This is a genomic window from Myroides sp. LJL115 (assembly GCF_054871665.1).
In genome coordinates this window covers 14,171-27,447 of the sequence record NZ_JBTXLS010000013.1, presented here as the reverse complement: position 1 = coordinate 27,447, position 13,277 = coordinate 14,171, and the positions used below count along the sequence as shown (strand labels likewise).

At 33.7% G+C, this 13,277-nt stretch carries 13 protein-coding genes; 6 read left to right on the top strand and 7 right to left on the bottom strand.

Annotated features, from left to right (window positions below; genetic code table 11):
* Positions 1-32: 32 nt before the first annotated feature.
* From yajC to nusB, 3 genes are read right to left on the bottom strand one after another with little or no spacing between them, the layout of a single operon-like run.
* Positions 33-308, bottom strand: a complete 276-nt coding sequence (yajC, locus tag ACYSNX_RS05070) for a preprotein translocase subunit YajC (protein ID WP_461753604.1) — start codon at positions 306-308, stop codon at positions 33-35.
* Between the two features lie 18 nt (positions 309-326).
* On the bottom strand, positions 327-779 hold the full coding sequence (locus ACYSNX_RS05065; protein WP_461753603.1) for a DUF1573 domain-containing protein: 453 nt from the start codon (positions 777-779) through the stop codon (positions 327-329).
* 6 nt (positions 780-785) lie between these two features.
* Entirely contained in the window at positions 786-1,727 is a 942-nt protein-coding gene (gene nusB / locus ACYSNX_RS05060) for a transcription antitermination factor NusB (protein WP_461753602.1), read from the bottom strand.
* A gap of 233 nt (positions 1,728-1,960) precedes the next feature.
* Here nusB and ACYSNX_RS05055 point away from each other — a divergent pair, with 233 nt between their 5' ends.
* Positions 1,961-3,712 carry an ABC transporter ATP-binding protein gene (locus ACYSNX_RS05055; protein ID WP_461753601.1) on the top strand — a complete coding sequence of 584 codons (1,752 nt, stop codon included), beginning with the start codon at positions 1,961-1,963 and terminating at the stop codon, positions 3,710-3,712.
* Between the two features lie 76 nt (positions 3,713-3,788).
* Entirely contained in the window at positions 3,789-4,145 is a 357-nt protein-coding gene (locus ACYSNX_RS05050) for a PUR family DNA/RNA-binding protein (protein WP_461753600.1), read from the top strand.
* 52 nt (positions 4,146-4,197) lie between these two features.
* Here ACYSNX_RS05050 and ACYSNX_RS05045 read toward each other — a convergent pair whose 3' ends face one another.
* Positions 4,198-4,722, bottom strand: coding sequence for a GNAT family N-acetyltransferase (locus ACYSNX_RS05045; RefSeq protein ID WP_461753599.1), 525 nt, complete (start codon positions 4,720-4,722; stop codon positions 4,198-4,200).
* A 202-nt stretch (positions 4,723-4,924) separates the two neighbouring features.
* On the opposite strand from ACYSNX_RS05045, the gene ACYSNX_RS05040 reads away from it, so the two are divergent.
* The 3 genes from ACYSNX_RS05040 to ACYSNX_RS05030 all read left to right on the top strand — a co-directional run bounded on the left by ACYSNX_RS05040 (position 4,925) and on the right by ACYSNX_RS05030 (position 9,108).
* Positions 4,925-6,145: a chloride channel protein gene (locus ACYSNX_RS05040; protein WP_461753598.1), complete on the top strand. Its 1,221-nt coding sequence runs from the start codon at positions 4,925-4,927 to the stop codon at positions 6,143-6,145.
* A 287-nt stretch (positions 6,146-6,432) separates the two neighbouring features.
* Positions 6,433-7,989 (top strand): FMN-binding glutamate synthase family protein, encoded by a 1,557-nt coding sequence (locus tag ACYSNX_RS05035; protein WP_461753597.1) that lies wholly within the window; start codon positions 6,433-6,435, stop codon positions 7,987-7,989.
* Positions 7,990-8,220: 231 nt separating this feature from the next.
* Positions 8,221-9,108, top strand: a complete 888-nt coding sequence (locus tag ACYSNX_RS05030) for a DMT family transporter (protein WP_461753596.1) — start codon at positions 8,221-8,223, stop codon at positions 9,106-9,108.
* A gap of 85 nt (positions 9,109-9,193) precedes the next feature.
* Here the strand turns inward: ACYSNX_RS05030 and ACYSNX_RS05025 are convergent, their stop codons facing one another.
* The 3 genes from ACYSNX_RS05025 to ACYSNX_RS05015 all read right to left on the bottom strand — a co-directional run bounded on the left by ACYSNX_RS05025 (position 9,194) and on the right by ACYSNX_RS05015 (position 12,333).
* The gene (locus ACYSNX_RS05025; RefSeq protein ID WP_461753595.1) at positions 9,194-10,138 is read right to left on the bottom strand and encodes a threonine ammonia-lyase; all 945 of its coding nucleotides are present in this window, start codon (positions 10,136-10,138) and stop codon (positions 9,194-9,196) included.
* A gap of 61 nt (positions 10,139-10,199) precedes the next feature.
* On the bottom strand, positions 10,200-11,132 hold the full coding sequence (locus ACYSNX_RS05020) for a peptidylprolyl isomerase (protein ID WP_461753594.1): 933 nt from the start codon (positions 11,130-11,132) through the stop codon (positions 10,200-10,202).
* A 43-nt stretch (positions 11,133-11,175) separates the two neighbouring features.
* Complete coding sequence (locus ACYSNX_RS05015) at positions 11,176-12,333, bottom strand: MFS transporter (RefSeq protein WP_461753593.1); 1,158 nt, start codon at positions 12,331-12,333, stop codon at positions 11,176-11,178.
* A 190-nt stretch (positions 12,334-12,523) separates the two neighbouring features.
* Here ACYSNX_RS05015 and trmD point away from each other — a divergent pair, with 190 nt between their 5' ends.
* Positions 12,524-13,207, top strand: a complete 684-nt coding sequence (gene trmD / locus ACYSNX_RS05010) for a tRNA (guanosine(37)-N1)-methyltransferase TrmD (RefSeq protein WP_461753592.1) — start codon at positions 12,524-12,526, stop codon at positions 13,205-13,207.
* The last annotated feature ends 70 nt before the right edge of the window (positions 13,208-13,277 follow it).

Genomic DNA, 13,277 nt, shown 5'->3' with positions numbered 1-13,277 from the left:
TTATGGATTAATTTTCCCTAAAGAAAAATTAATTATTTCTTTTCGTTTAATTTTTGGCTCATTTCCATAGAAACTGCAGAACGCTCCATTAAAAGTTTTCCAGCCATTGTCTCTAAAACAATAGTTGTATCATTCAATTCAGCAATTCTTCCGTGAAGACCACTTTTAGTGATAATGCGATCACCAACTGCGATATTCGCTTCAAACTCTTTTTCTTTTTTAGCTCTTTTTTGTTGTGGGCGGATCATTAAGAAATAAATAACCGCAAACATTAAAATAATTGGTAAAAATTGTTGTAAACCTTCCATATTGAAATTATTTTAGTTTTAATTGTTTCTAGGAAGTACATTAGCTTTAATCACTAATATCTCCTCCCCTTTTTCTGTATTTGTTGTTAGATTAACTGTTTTTTGTTGCATCCCTTGTTGGGCCTGTTGAAAACGTACTTTTAACACAGAAGACTCTCCTGGTAGGATTGGTGTCTTTTGGTATTCTGGTACTGTACAACCACAAGAAGCAGTAGCTCCTATAATGATTAGCTCACTATCTCCTGTATTGGTTAGTACAAATTCTGTAAAAACGGCTTCATTGTTGGCTACATTTCCAAAATCATGCATTGATCTATCAAAAGAAATCTTTGGATATTTTCTAGCTTGAGTGGATTCTTGTTCCACCTTCTTTGCATTGTCTAGGTCTATTTTACTAGATGCTCCTTGATTGTCCTTACAGGAAACCAAAGCCATTGTAAATAAACAACCTACTAATAAACTTTTCTTCATAATTAATTAAAGTAATCCTTTACCAATTTTTGTAATTTTTCCATCTTGAGAGTATGCTTTAGAAATATTATCTAAAACTCCGTTGATAAAAATACTACTTTTTGGCGTAGAATACTCTTTTGCTACCTCTAAATATTCATTTATTGTAACTTTTACAGGAATAGAACTAAAACGAAGCATTTCACAAATAGCCATTCTTAAAATAATGGTATCTAATTCAGCGATACGCTCTGGATCCCAGTTTGGAGTCTTGTCTTCAAACTCTTTTGTTAATTCCTGGTAGTTCAAGATTGTTTTTCTATATAAATCAATAGCGAATTCTCTATCAGTACTGTCTTTATATAATCGAGGAACAAAAATTTGACTATCGTGCTCTTTGATTTGTTTTAACTGCTTCTGGATAATGGTATTTACCACAGGTAGGTCATCTAACCATGTTAGTTGAGAATCTTCGAAAAACGAATAGATTTTTTCATCCGGTGCAACAATATGAGTAAATATATCCACTACAAATTGACGATCTTGTTCAAAATCGCTCTGCTCTAAAGCCATATAGGTTTGGTAGTACTCACTTTGTTTGATTTGCTCTAAAAGCAATTGAATATAAGTGTAGTTTACCTGCCAATGGTTTAATTTGCTTTCTTGTACTTTAGTTTCAATAGAAACGGATTCTTCTAAAACCTTCAATACCTTATTGTGGATAAATCTATTATTGGGATTTCGTTCTTGATCTGTAGCTAAATGTTTTTTCTGGCTTAGGGTAATTAACTCCTCTTCTTTTTTTCTAACCTCTGTTAATGTACTAATTACCAACAGGTATAAATCCTGTAGATTTTCAAGACTATGAATTAGAAACTTCTCTCCGGTTTGGATATTGTCAGAGTTACTTTGTTGCATCATATAAAGAGTTTGCATAACTTTTATACGAATGTGTCTTCTGTTTAACATGCTACTTAAGAACTTTTTAGATAAATGATTGACGTTTATATAACGGGGCAAAGGTAAGAAAATATAATTTTAAACAAAGACAAAAAATAGTAATCCAATCTTTTTTAACGATATTTTTAGTAAATAATTAAACTCTACAAAATTCCGTTCTACCTAGAATAGAGTATCTTTGTGGCAAATACACCCAAAATGGTTTGTATTTTATTTAACCCTATTGTCCATCAAATTTGATTATGAGTGCACTTAGTCATTTAAATAAATATTTCTACAAATATAAAACCCGCTTTATAGTTGGGGTTCTTATTACCATTATTGCTCAGATATTTACCCTTTTTACCCCTAAGTTAGTTGGGGACTCTATTCGTACTTTAGAGGGCTTGACACCAGAGGATCATGATAAAGTAATTGGTATTTTAACCCAAAATATTTTCTATATCTTAATTACTACTCTAATAGCAGGCTTTCTAACCTTTATTATGAGGCAAACCTTAATTGTAATGTCACGTCATATAGAGTTTGATTTAAAAAATGAGATTTATGCTCACTATCAAGTGCTAACACAGAGCTTCTTCAAACGCTTTAGAACAGGAGACTTAATGAACCGCATTAGTGAAGATGTTGGAAAGGTAAGGCAATATGCTGGTCCAGCTTTAATGTACTCTATTAATACTATTATACGCTTTGCTGTAGTTTTAACTCAAATGTATATTATATCGCCTGAACTAACCTTTTACTCCCTCCTACCAGTACCTTTTCTAGGATACTTTATTTTTAAACTAAGTATTCAGATCAATCACCGTAGTAAAGCTTTCCAAGAAAACTTATCTCACCTATCTTCTTTCACCCAAGAAATGTTCTCTGGAATTCGTGTTTTAAAGGCGTATTCTTTGGAAAAAGAAAAAGAAGCGGACTTTGCAGATTTAACCAAAGAAAGTAAAACTAAAAATTTAGCATTAGCTAAAACCAATGCTTTACTAGGTCCTGTACTTATTTTCTTAATTGGATTAAGTAACTTAGTGATTATTCTAGTAGGTTCTTTAATGTATTTTAACGGGAGTATTCCAGATATCGGGATTATCGCTCAGTTTATTTTATACATCAATATGCTTACCTGGCCAATCGCTTCTTTAGGGTGGGTAGCTATGATGGTACAAGAAGCAGAAGCTTCTCAAAAAAGAATCAACGAATTTTTAGACATAAAACCAGAGATAATTAACAACAATGCTCCTGTGATTCCAATACAAGGAAGTATACTCTTTGATAAAGTGAGTTATACCTACCCAGATACAGGAATAACCGCTCTAAATCAAATTAGCTTTTCCCTTGAAAAAGGTAAAACTTTAGCAATTCTAGGTAAAACTGGTTCAGGTAAAAGTACCTTATTGTCATTAATATCTCGTCTTCATGATGCCACTAGTGGACAAATATATATTGACAATACCCCGATTGAGGATTTGAATCTAAGTAACCTTAGAGAGTCGATAGCCTTTGTACCACAAGATTCGTTTTTATTTAGTGATACTATTGCTAATAATATCAAATTCGGAAAACATGATGCTACTCAAGAACAAATCATTGAAGTGGCTAAAAAGGCATCCGTACACCATAATATAGAAGCCTTTGAAAAAGGATACCAAACTATTTTAGGAGAAAGAGGATTAACTTTATCAGGTGGTCAAAAGCAAAGGGTGTCCATTGCTAGAGCTCTTATTAAAGATGCGCCTATTTTGATTTTAGATGACTCTTTATCTGCAGTAGATACACAAACAGAAGAGAGCATCTTAGATAGTTTAAAAACCCATAGTCAAGGTATTACAACCTTAATTGTCACCCATAGAGTATCGTCTGCTAAAAATGCGGATTACATCTTAGTTCTGGATCAAGGACAGATTATTCAAAGAGGTACACACCAAGAGCTAATGGGCACAAAAGGCTATTATAGTGATTTATATCAAAAACAACTCACTGAAAAAGAATTAGTGTAAAAAGTTGGTTTATTAAGTTTTTTTTTAGAATTTTGAAAGCTATATGAACGAATCAATTAATTGATAAGAAGGAATTATGAGAGATAACGAAATGTTAGAAAAAGAGGAGATTTTTTCTAAAGTATTGAGAGCTGGTAGAAGAACGTATTTCTTTGATGTGAGATCAACCAAAGCAGATGACTATTACATTACCATTACAGAGAGCAAAAAATTTACAGAAGACGACGGGTCATTTCATTTCAAAAAGCATAAAATCTATTTATACAAAGAAGACTTTACAGCCTTTAGAGAAATTCTTGACGAGATGACAAATTTTGTTGTAGACAATAAAGGAGAAGAAGTAATTTCTGAAAGACATCAAAAAGATTTCAAAAAAGAATATCCAAAAGAGGAATTAAATTCATTTACAGACATTAGTTTTGATGATATTTAATTAAATTATACAAAAAGAGAGACCGTTTTTAAAAGACAGTCTCTTTTTTATTTTAAATCTTTAATGATTTTCTTTCCAAGCTCCACAGAATAACATCACCATGTACTCCATTTTCTTTAAATCCAAAACTTTCTAAAGTTCTTGCAGAGGCTAGATTACTAATCAGGGTTTTGGTTGTAATCACTATTACAGACTCCTTAGAAAAAGCCCATTGAATTAATCCACGAGCAGCTTCACTTGTATAAGCTTTTTGTCGTTCTTGCTTTGTGATGCCATACCCTATATCTATTTCTCCTTTTTTATTAGACTGGCCTTTAAAACCAATATCCCCAATTATGGTGGAAGTGTCTTTTTTCACAATTAACCAGGACTCAAAACCACTTGGTTGTGCTACCTTTTGTAAATTAATAATAATTCGCTCTAATGCTTCTAACATATCTGTGGCAGGCCAATTAAAAGACCTTTTTAAACTATGCTTTTCCAATAAGCAAGAATCCCCATGGAACAACTCCTTACACAATTCTATAGTCAAAGGAAAAAGATAAAGACGATCTGTAATAATATCCTCTAACTTCATTTTGTTTTTTGCTAACGGGCAAATGTACTTATAAATAAGGCTGTTACTTATAAAATGATTTTATTTATTTAGACCATATTATAGTTTTTCACTGCTCAAAATTCGCATCGATACCTTTTTTGAACGATTGAATAAGTTTATGGAACTTTACTTTTTTGTATATTGCGCAGGTACAAAAACTCCTTAACAAAATATCTAAGTTATGAAACAAAAACAGTCCGGTCTATTACAATATATCCTAAAATGGACTTCCTTTAGTAGTATTGTTGGAGTGACGGTAGGTCTGGCCTGTGCATTTTTTTTATTCTACTTAGATAAAGCAACCCAATTACGGGAATACACCCCTTGGCTAATTTTCTTTTTACCCTTAGCTGGTCTTCTAGTTGGGATCATATATCAGTATTGGGCAAAGCAAGCCAATAAAGGAAACAACCTTTTAATAGAACAATACCATAACCCAACTCAGATGATTCCTTTTCGAATGAGTGTTATGGTATTATTTGGTACATTAGTCTCCCATCTTTTTGGGGCCTCAGTAGGAAGAGAGGGTACAGCCTTGCAAATGGGAGCATCATTATCAAGCCAATTACAACGTTTTTTTTCTTTTACCATTACTGAAAAGAAAACCCTAATTTTAATAGGGATTAGCGCTGGATTCTCCGGAGTTTTTGGCACCCCCTTTGCCGCTAGTTTATTTGCCCTTGAAATAATGGTGGTGGGAAAACTGCAATACAAACAATTATATCCAATTATACTATCTAGTTTTATCGCCAATTGGGTAGTAGCTGCATTAAAAATACCACATAGCCATTACCTAAGCTTTTCCGAAATAGACTTTAATCCAAAAAACATCCTTCTTATTAGCCTTTGTGCTATTGCCTTCGGACTAACAGGTATTGCCTTTGTTAAATTAAGTGAGCTCTTAAGTGCTTTATTTACTAGATATATAACCATAAGTTACTGGCGTCCATTTGTAGGAGGAGCCCTTTTTGTGCTTATAATTGTTATTTTACAAACCGATATCTACAATGGTTTAGGGGTTAAAACCATACAGGAGGCCTTTTTAAGTCCAATGCCCTTATGGGTTTTTGCTATAAAATTACTTCTTACTGCCTTAGTTCTATCTAGTGGCTTTAAAGGCGGAGAGGTTACACCTTTATTTTTTATTGGAGCTACTCTTGGGAGCGCCTTGGCTTATCACCTAGGTTTACCCCTAGATGCAATAGCTAGTATAGGCTTTGTTGCAGTGTTTTGTGCCTGTACTAAAACCCCTCTTGCTTGTATTGCTATGGGAATAGAATTATTTGGCTGGCATAATGCTTTATACATTGCTTTAGGCTGTAGTATAGCATTTATGGTTTCTGGCAGACATAGCATTTATAAAAATCAACAATTTGATCTTGAAAATGCTACAATAAAATAGCTTAAAAAAATAAATATGACAAGATAAGAGCCATATTTTCAAATATTTAGTGTTTTATTTTATTAAAATTAACAATTCCTCAATAACCCAACTAATATAGACCAAAATATTAGCTACAAAAACTGGGTAAATTCAAAATGTTTACTACCTTTGCCTCGATTTTAGACCTAAGAACTAGCCTTTCAATAACAGATGAATTAATTTGTGTTTCAAGGGGAAAAATCAAGTCGAAAAAAAAATGTAAAAAATTACAACAAACAACAAAAGATTACATTAAAATTTATTTTATGTTTCACAAAAAATTTCTTAATCGATTTACCTTTGGACAAGTAACTGTTGCTCTATCTGTAGTATATTTAGTTTACTCTATTACTTCTTTGGTATTGTACCAATCTATAGCAAGTATTGTAAACCTAGTAATCTCAGGATTTATTATGATCCTAATCCTACAAGATTTAGGCCAAACAAAGCATACAATCCGTAAAAACTACCCCCTATTTGCACGTTTCAGATATATGTTCGAAGCAATTCGTCCTGAGATGAGACAGTATTTCTGGGAAGGTGAATTAGATGGAAAACCATTCAATAGACGCGAGCGTTCTATTGTTTATCAAAGAGCTAAAAATGAGAAACAAACTGTTTCTTTTGGTATGCAAGATGATGCTAACCGTATTGGATACGAATGGGCTTCTCACTCTGTTTACCCTAAAACAGTAAAAGACACTAACTTTAGAACAACTATTGGAAGTGATTTATGTTCTCAACCATATAGTGCTAGTATTTATAATATTAGTGCAATGAGTTATGGTGCCTTAAGTAAAAGAGCTATTACTGCTTTAAACGAAGGTGCTAAAATCGGAGGATTTGCTCATAACACAGGAGAAGGTGGAATTAGTTCATACCACCGTTCTGGAGGAGATTTAATCTGGCAAATCGGTACTGGGTATTTTGGTTGTCGTAACGAACAAGGTCAATTTGACGGAGAGTTATTCAGAGAACGTGCATTATACCCAGAGGTTAAAATGATTGAGCTGAAATTATCTCAAGGTGCCAAACCTGGTCACGGAGGTTTATTACCAGCAGAAAAGAATACTGTAGAGATTGCTAAGATTAGAAGTATTGTACCTCATACAACAGTACACTCTCCATCGGGTCACTCTGCGTTTTCTAATCCAACTGAATTAATTCACTTTATTGCAAAATTACGTGAACTTTCTGATGGAAAACCAGTTGGTTTTAAAATTTGTATTGGTAGAAAAGATGAATTTATCAACATTATTACAGCTATGGTAGAAACAGGAATCTACCCTGACTTTATCACTATTGATGGAGCAGAAGGTGGAACTGGAGCTGCACCATTAGAGTTTATCGACTACATGGGTATGGCTTTAAACGATGCTTTAGTATTTGCTAATAAAACATTAATTGAAAATGGATTAAGAGACAAAGTGAAGATTCTTGCTTCTGGTCGTATTATTTCTGCTTTCGATATCGCAAAAACACTTTCTTTAGGTGCAGATGCATGTTATAGTGCTCGTGGAATGATGTTTGCATTAGGCTGTATTCAAGCATTACAATGTGATAGTGGACACTGTCCTGTAGGAATTGCTACCCAAGATGAGTCATTATACAAAGCAATTGATGTTACAGATAAAAGAAAGCGTGTTGCTGCTTTCCACGGTAATACAATGAAAGCATTAGGAGAATTCATTAGTGCTTGTGGTTATGAAAAACCATCTCAAATTGATCCAAAAACTTTCCATAAACGAGTAGATCACGGTGTGAACAAAAGTTTCCAAGAAATGTACTTCGGAGAATTAGATACAAGAAAAAAAGATAACTAAACTATCTTTACTCATATTAAAGGCCGTCTATTTTTATAGTACGGCCTTTTTTTGGAGTCTAACTAAAACCAATGGCTTTTAGAAATAGGAAAGTACTCTTACACAATAGTAAGACTTTATAAAATGTGTTATTTAATACAATATTGACCTGAAAAACTTCTTTATTTGAAGTCCTTTTTTTAGTATACTTGCAACTTATCTTCTAGTATTAACCTTTACTTTTTATACAACGTGCCAATTAAAGCTAAACACTGGTTTACCCTTATTTTCTTATCCATTATCTGGGGATCCTCTTTTATATTAATCAAAAGAGGCTTGGATTATTTCACCCCTTTACAAGTGGGAGCATTACGTATAACTTTTGCTGGGATTTTCCTACTTCCCATTTCCCTTCCAAAGGTAAAATCACTTCCTAGAAAGAACTTTGGCTGGTTAGTTTTAACGGCTGTTACAGGGAGCTTTATACCTATGTTTTTATTCCCAATAGCCGAGACCCATTTACATAGTTCTATTGCGGGAATATTAAATGCTCTAATGAGTATTTTTGTTATTATTTTGGGGGCAATATTTTTTAGATACAAAACCCAAACAGGTCATGTAATAGGAGTAGTGCTATCCTTTATTGGGGTAATTTTACTTTTGCAAAGCCCGGGATCTCACCATGTGGTCTCAAATGAATGGTTTTACTACCTTTTACTTATTATAGCAACTCTTATGTATGCCTATAGTGGCTTATTAACTCAAAAGTATATGGGAAATATCTCCCCTATTCTTTGGACTGCATTTATTGAATTAATCCTTTTAATACCTGGTTTAATTGTACTAATATCCACAGGCTTTTTCCAAACTTTATTCACCCAGACTGATGCCCTTCAAGGAGTTGGATACGTATTTCTATTGGCATTTTTTGGTAGTGCATTAGCCAATATTTTCTATTATAAATTAATCCATCAAACCAATGCAACTTTTGCCTCTTCTGTTTCTTTATTAATGCCTTTAGTAGCTTTTATATGGGGAATATTTGATGGTGAAATACTAGGGACCATACAAATTGTGGGAGCAATACTTATTATCGCCGGATTATACTTTGGAGAAAAAAAAATATCCTTTAAAAAATAAAAATAAATTCCTTTTAGGATTAAACATAAAAACCCCTGTAAATTATTTATCTACAGGGGTTTTTCTATACCTATTATCAAGATATTTACTGATCTTCGAAAGGTAAATTATCTAAATCAACATTTCCTCCAGAGAGAATAATGCCTATTTTTTTTCCTTGAAACATTGGCCTCTCTTTTATTAAGGCTGCTAGAGCTACAGCACTACTTGGCTCCACGATAATTTTCATGCGTTCCCAAATCAAGCGCATAGAGGAAATTATTTCATTCTCACGAATACAAATAATTTCCTTCACTCCATCTTTGATAATATCAAAAGTCAACTCACCTAATTCACCACACAGAGCATCAGCCATGGTATCTATCGTTAAGTTACTTTGGATACAGTCCATTTGTAAAGAACGATATGCATCGTCTACTTCCTGAGGTTCACCACCATAAACCTCAATAGACTCCTTACCAAAAGCTTTACACGCTAAAATAGTACTAGAAAGTAGGCTTCCACCACCTACAGGAACTATAATAGCATCTAGATCAGGATGCATAGCTAATAATTCAGCAGTAGCAGAGCTTTCTCCTAAGATAACATCCCTATTATTGGCTGGGTCTATAAAGGTTGCACCTGTTTCTGCGATAATACTATTACAAATTCTCTCCCTAGATTCCATTGTAGCTAAAGAATCAATAATTCTACCTCCATACATTAAAACAGCATTGCGTTTAACTAAAGGAGCCTCAGAAGGCATAACAAGAGAGCACTCTATATTTAGTACCTTAGATGCTAAAGCCAAGGCTTGGGCAAAGTTACCCGAAGAATGTGTCACTACTCCTTTTTTTCTTTGTTCTTCACTTAATTGCAACAAAGCATTAATAGCACCCCTTAGTTTAACAGAACCTGCTCTTTGAAAATTTTCACATTTAAAATACAAATCATTTCCTAGAAAATTTTCAATATGACCACTCTCCATAATAGGAGTATGATGAATATAAGGAGCGATTTGGGCATAAACCCGCTCTAATTCTTGTCTCATAGATAATAATATTCTAAAAAAAACTCCCAACTAAAAGTTGAGAGTTTCTATTACTTGTAGTTTATTTTACATCCATTAATTCTACGTCGAAAACTAAAGTTGCATTTGGTGGAATAACTCCTCCAGCTCCGTTTTCTCCATATCCTAAATAAGAAGGAATTACAAATCTAGCTTTATCTCCTACTTTTAATAAAGAGATACCTTCATCCCATCCTTCAATCACATATCCTTGTCCTAATGGGAATTCAATTGGTTTTTTTCTTGAGTAAGAATTGTCAAACTCTGTTCCATCAGCTAAAGCACCTTTATAGTGTACAGAAACTGTTTTTCCTTTTTCAGCAGCCTTACCAGTTCCCTCTACGATCATTTGGTAACGTAATCCACTTGGTGTTTTTTGGAAACCTTGAGCAATTGCATCTACAGCTGCATCTGCTTCTTTTCTTGCTCCTTCTAATCTCTTAGCTCTATCTCCTTCAAAGTTACGAAAAGCCTCTACTGCATTCCAGTTTTGAGCTTCTTCTCCTACTCTAACAATCTCGATAGACTCAATAGAATCTCCTTGTGCAATTGCATCTACAATATCTTGTCCTTCTACTACTTTACCAAATACAGTGTGTTTACCATCTAACCAAGGTGTAGCAACGTGAGTGATGAAGAATTGAGATCCGTTTGTTCCAGGTCCAGCATTAGCCATAGATAAAACTCCAGGAGCATCATGAGTTAATTCTGGGTGAAATTCATCATCAAAGTTGTATCCAGGTCCACCTGAACCACTTCCTTGAGGACAACCTCCTTGGATCATAAAGTCAGGAATCACACGGTGGAATTTTAATCCATCATAGTAAGGTTCTCCTTGTTTACGAGCTGTATTCTCTAAGTTTCCTTCTGCTAAAGCAACGAAGTTCCCTACTGTTCCAGGGGTTTTATCCTCTGTAAGTTTTACTAAAACTTCTCCTTTAGATGTATTAAATTTTGCGTAAATACCGTTTTCCATTATTATCTATTTTAAATTTTAACTTCTTTAATTTTATTTAAATTTAATTATTCTTTTTGGAATATAGAAAGAATATATAAGAAATTAGCGATAAACTAATACCTCCCATACACAATCCTATCCAACCAAAATGATTATATAGTCCTAAACCAAAAGCTGAGCCAAAGGCCGTTCCAAGGAAACTAAATGACATATAGACAGTATTAATTCTATTACGTGCCATTGGCGACAAAGCATAAATTCTCGTTTGATTAGATACATGTACCGTTTGAAGTCCCAAATCAATAAGAATAATACCTATAATCACTCCCCATAAACTACTAGAAGACAAGGAAAAAACGATAAAACTCAAAAGGGTTAACACAATACCGTATTGAATTAAAGTACTAGCCGAGCCACTATGACCAATTTTTCCAACTAAAGGAGCAGCAAAAGCACCAACGGCACCAATTAATCCAAAAGAACCAATAATGGCAGAATCATAATTAAACGGACTATTGGCTAAAAGCAAAACCATAGTAGTCCAAAATGCACCAAATTGAGCAAAGGCTAAACTAGAAATTATCGTAGCATGTCTAAGAACAGGCTCTTGTCTTATTAAAGTATATAAAGAAGTATATAAAGAGGAAATATTACCTTTAAAATCCGGTCTATCTTTTGGTAATAAAAGACCGATAAAAATTACTAAAACTACACCTATACAACCAGCTGTCAAGAACATTCCTCTATAACCAATCCATTGACCTATAAAGCCACTTAAGGTCCTAGAAAACAAAATTCCAATTAAAAGCCCAGAAACAACTGTACCTATGACCTTGCCTCTTTGTTGTTCATTAGACAAACTGGCTGCCATTGGCAAAAGCAACTGAGGTACTATAGAAAACATTCCAAGAGCAAAACTTACAATTTGCAAGACTAAAAAATCAGATACAAAAGCGCTTAGAAATAAACAAGTGGCTGCTAAAATGGCAGTAATACTTATTTGGCTTTTTCGTTCTAATTTATCTCCAAGAGGAATCATTAATAAAATTCCTAATGCATACCCACCTTGGGTTAGATAGGTTAAAGAACCAGCCCTTGCTTGAGAAATACCAAATTCTTCGGCGATCAGTGGAACAAGGGGTTGACAATAGTATAGATTGGCAACAATAAGACCTGTTACACAGGCCATAAATAAAACATTACTCTTACTTAAACTCATAGTACAAACCTAGGGCTTCTATAAAAACTAGACAAGAAAAAAAAGCGTAATTATTTTGGAAAAATCTTCCATTTCAGGTAATTTTTATCTGTCCAAAATTTTAAAGATTATAAGTAAAGTCTTAGAGTAAAACAAGGCTTTTTTGCACATTAAAAAATAGCATTGTACCTTTGTAAAAAGAATAAACAATATGCGCATAGATATCATTTCAGTTGTACCTGAATTAATCCGTAGTCCCTTTGAAGCTTCGATTTTAAAAAGAGCTATTGCTAAGGATTTAGTAGAAGTACACTTCCATAACTTACGTGATTATAGTACTAATAAGCATAAAAATGTGGATGATTACCAATTTGGTGGAGGTGCTGGAATGGTAATGAGTATAGAGCCAATTGATCGCTGTATTAGCCATTTAAAATCCCAAAGAGAATACGACCATGTTATTTACATGAGTCCTGATGGAGAAACCTTAAACCAGCAAATGGCCAATAGTATGTCTTTGCTAAAAAATATCATTATACTTTGTGGTCACTACAAAGGAGTTGATCAAAGAGTAAGAGATCATTTTATAACCAAAGAGATTTCTGTAGGAGATTATGTATTATCAGGAGGAGAATTAGGTGCTGCAATACTTTGTGATGCCATTATCCGTTTAATCCCAGGAGTATTAAGCAATGAAACTTCTGCACTAACAGATTCTTTTCAAGATGATTTATTAGCCCCACCAATTTATACTAGACCTGCTAGCTATAAAGGTTGGGATGTACCAAAGATACTTTTAAGCGGAAACTTTCCTGAAATTGAAAAATGGAGAGAACAAAAAGCTTACGACCATACACAAAATAGACGACCAGATTTATTAGATCGTCATAAATAAGCTTAACATGGGGAGTTAAATAAAATGCCTCTTAGACTAAATGATAGGCTCTAAGGGGCTTTTTTTGATT

Coding starts and splice junctions, on each gene's coding strand:
- yajC (WP_461753604.1), bottom strand. CDS start 308: ATGGAAGGTTTACAACAATTTTTACCAATTATTTTAATGTTTGCGGTT.
- ACYSNX_RS05065 (WP_461753603.1), bottom strand. CDS start 779: ATGAAGAAAAGTTTATTAGTAGGTTGTTTATTTACAATGGCTTTGGTT.
- nusB (WP_461753602.1), bottom strand. CDS start 1,727: ATGTTAAACAGAAGACACATTCGTATAAAAGTTATGCAAACTCTTTAT.
- ACYSNX_RS05055 (WP_461753601.1), top strand. CDS start 1,961: ATGAGTGCACTTAGTCATTTAAATAAATATTTCTACAAATATAAAACC.
- ACYSNX_RS05050 (WP_461753600.1), top strand. CDS start 3,789: ATGAGAGATAACGAAATGTTAGAAAAAGAGGAGATTTTTTCTAAAGTA.
- ACYSNX_RS05045 (WP_461753599.1), bottom strand. CDS start 4,722: ATGAAGTTAGAGGATATTATTACAGATCGTCTTTATCTTTTTCCTTTG.
- ACYSNX_RS05040 (WP_461753598.1), top strand. CDS start 4,925: ATGAAACAAAAACAGTCCGGTCTATTACAATATATCCTAAAATGGACT.
- ACYSNX_RS05035 (WP_461753597.1), top strand. CDS start 6,433: ATGTTTCACAAAAAATTTCTTAATCGATTTACCTTTGGACAAGTAACT.
- ACYSNX_RS05025 (WP_461753595.1), bottom strand. CDS start 10,138: ATGAGACAAGAATTAGAGCGGGTTTATGCCCAAATCGCTCCTTATATT.
- ACYSNX_RS05020 (WP_461753594.1), bottom strand. CDS start 11,132: ATGGAAAACGGTATTTACGCAAAATTTAATACATCTAAAGGAGAAGTT.
- ACYSNX_RS05015 (WP_461753593.1), bottom strand. CDS start 12,333: ATGAGTTTAAGTAAGAGTAATGTTTTATTTATGGCCTGTGTAACAGGT.
- trmD (WP_461753592.1), top strand. CDS start 12,524: ATGCGCATAGATATCATTTCAGTTGTACCTGAATTAATCCGTAGTCCC.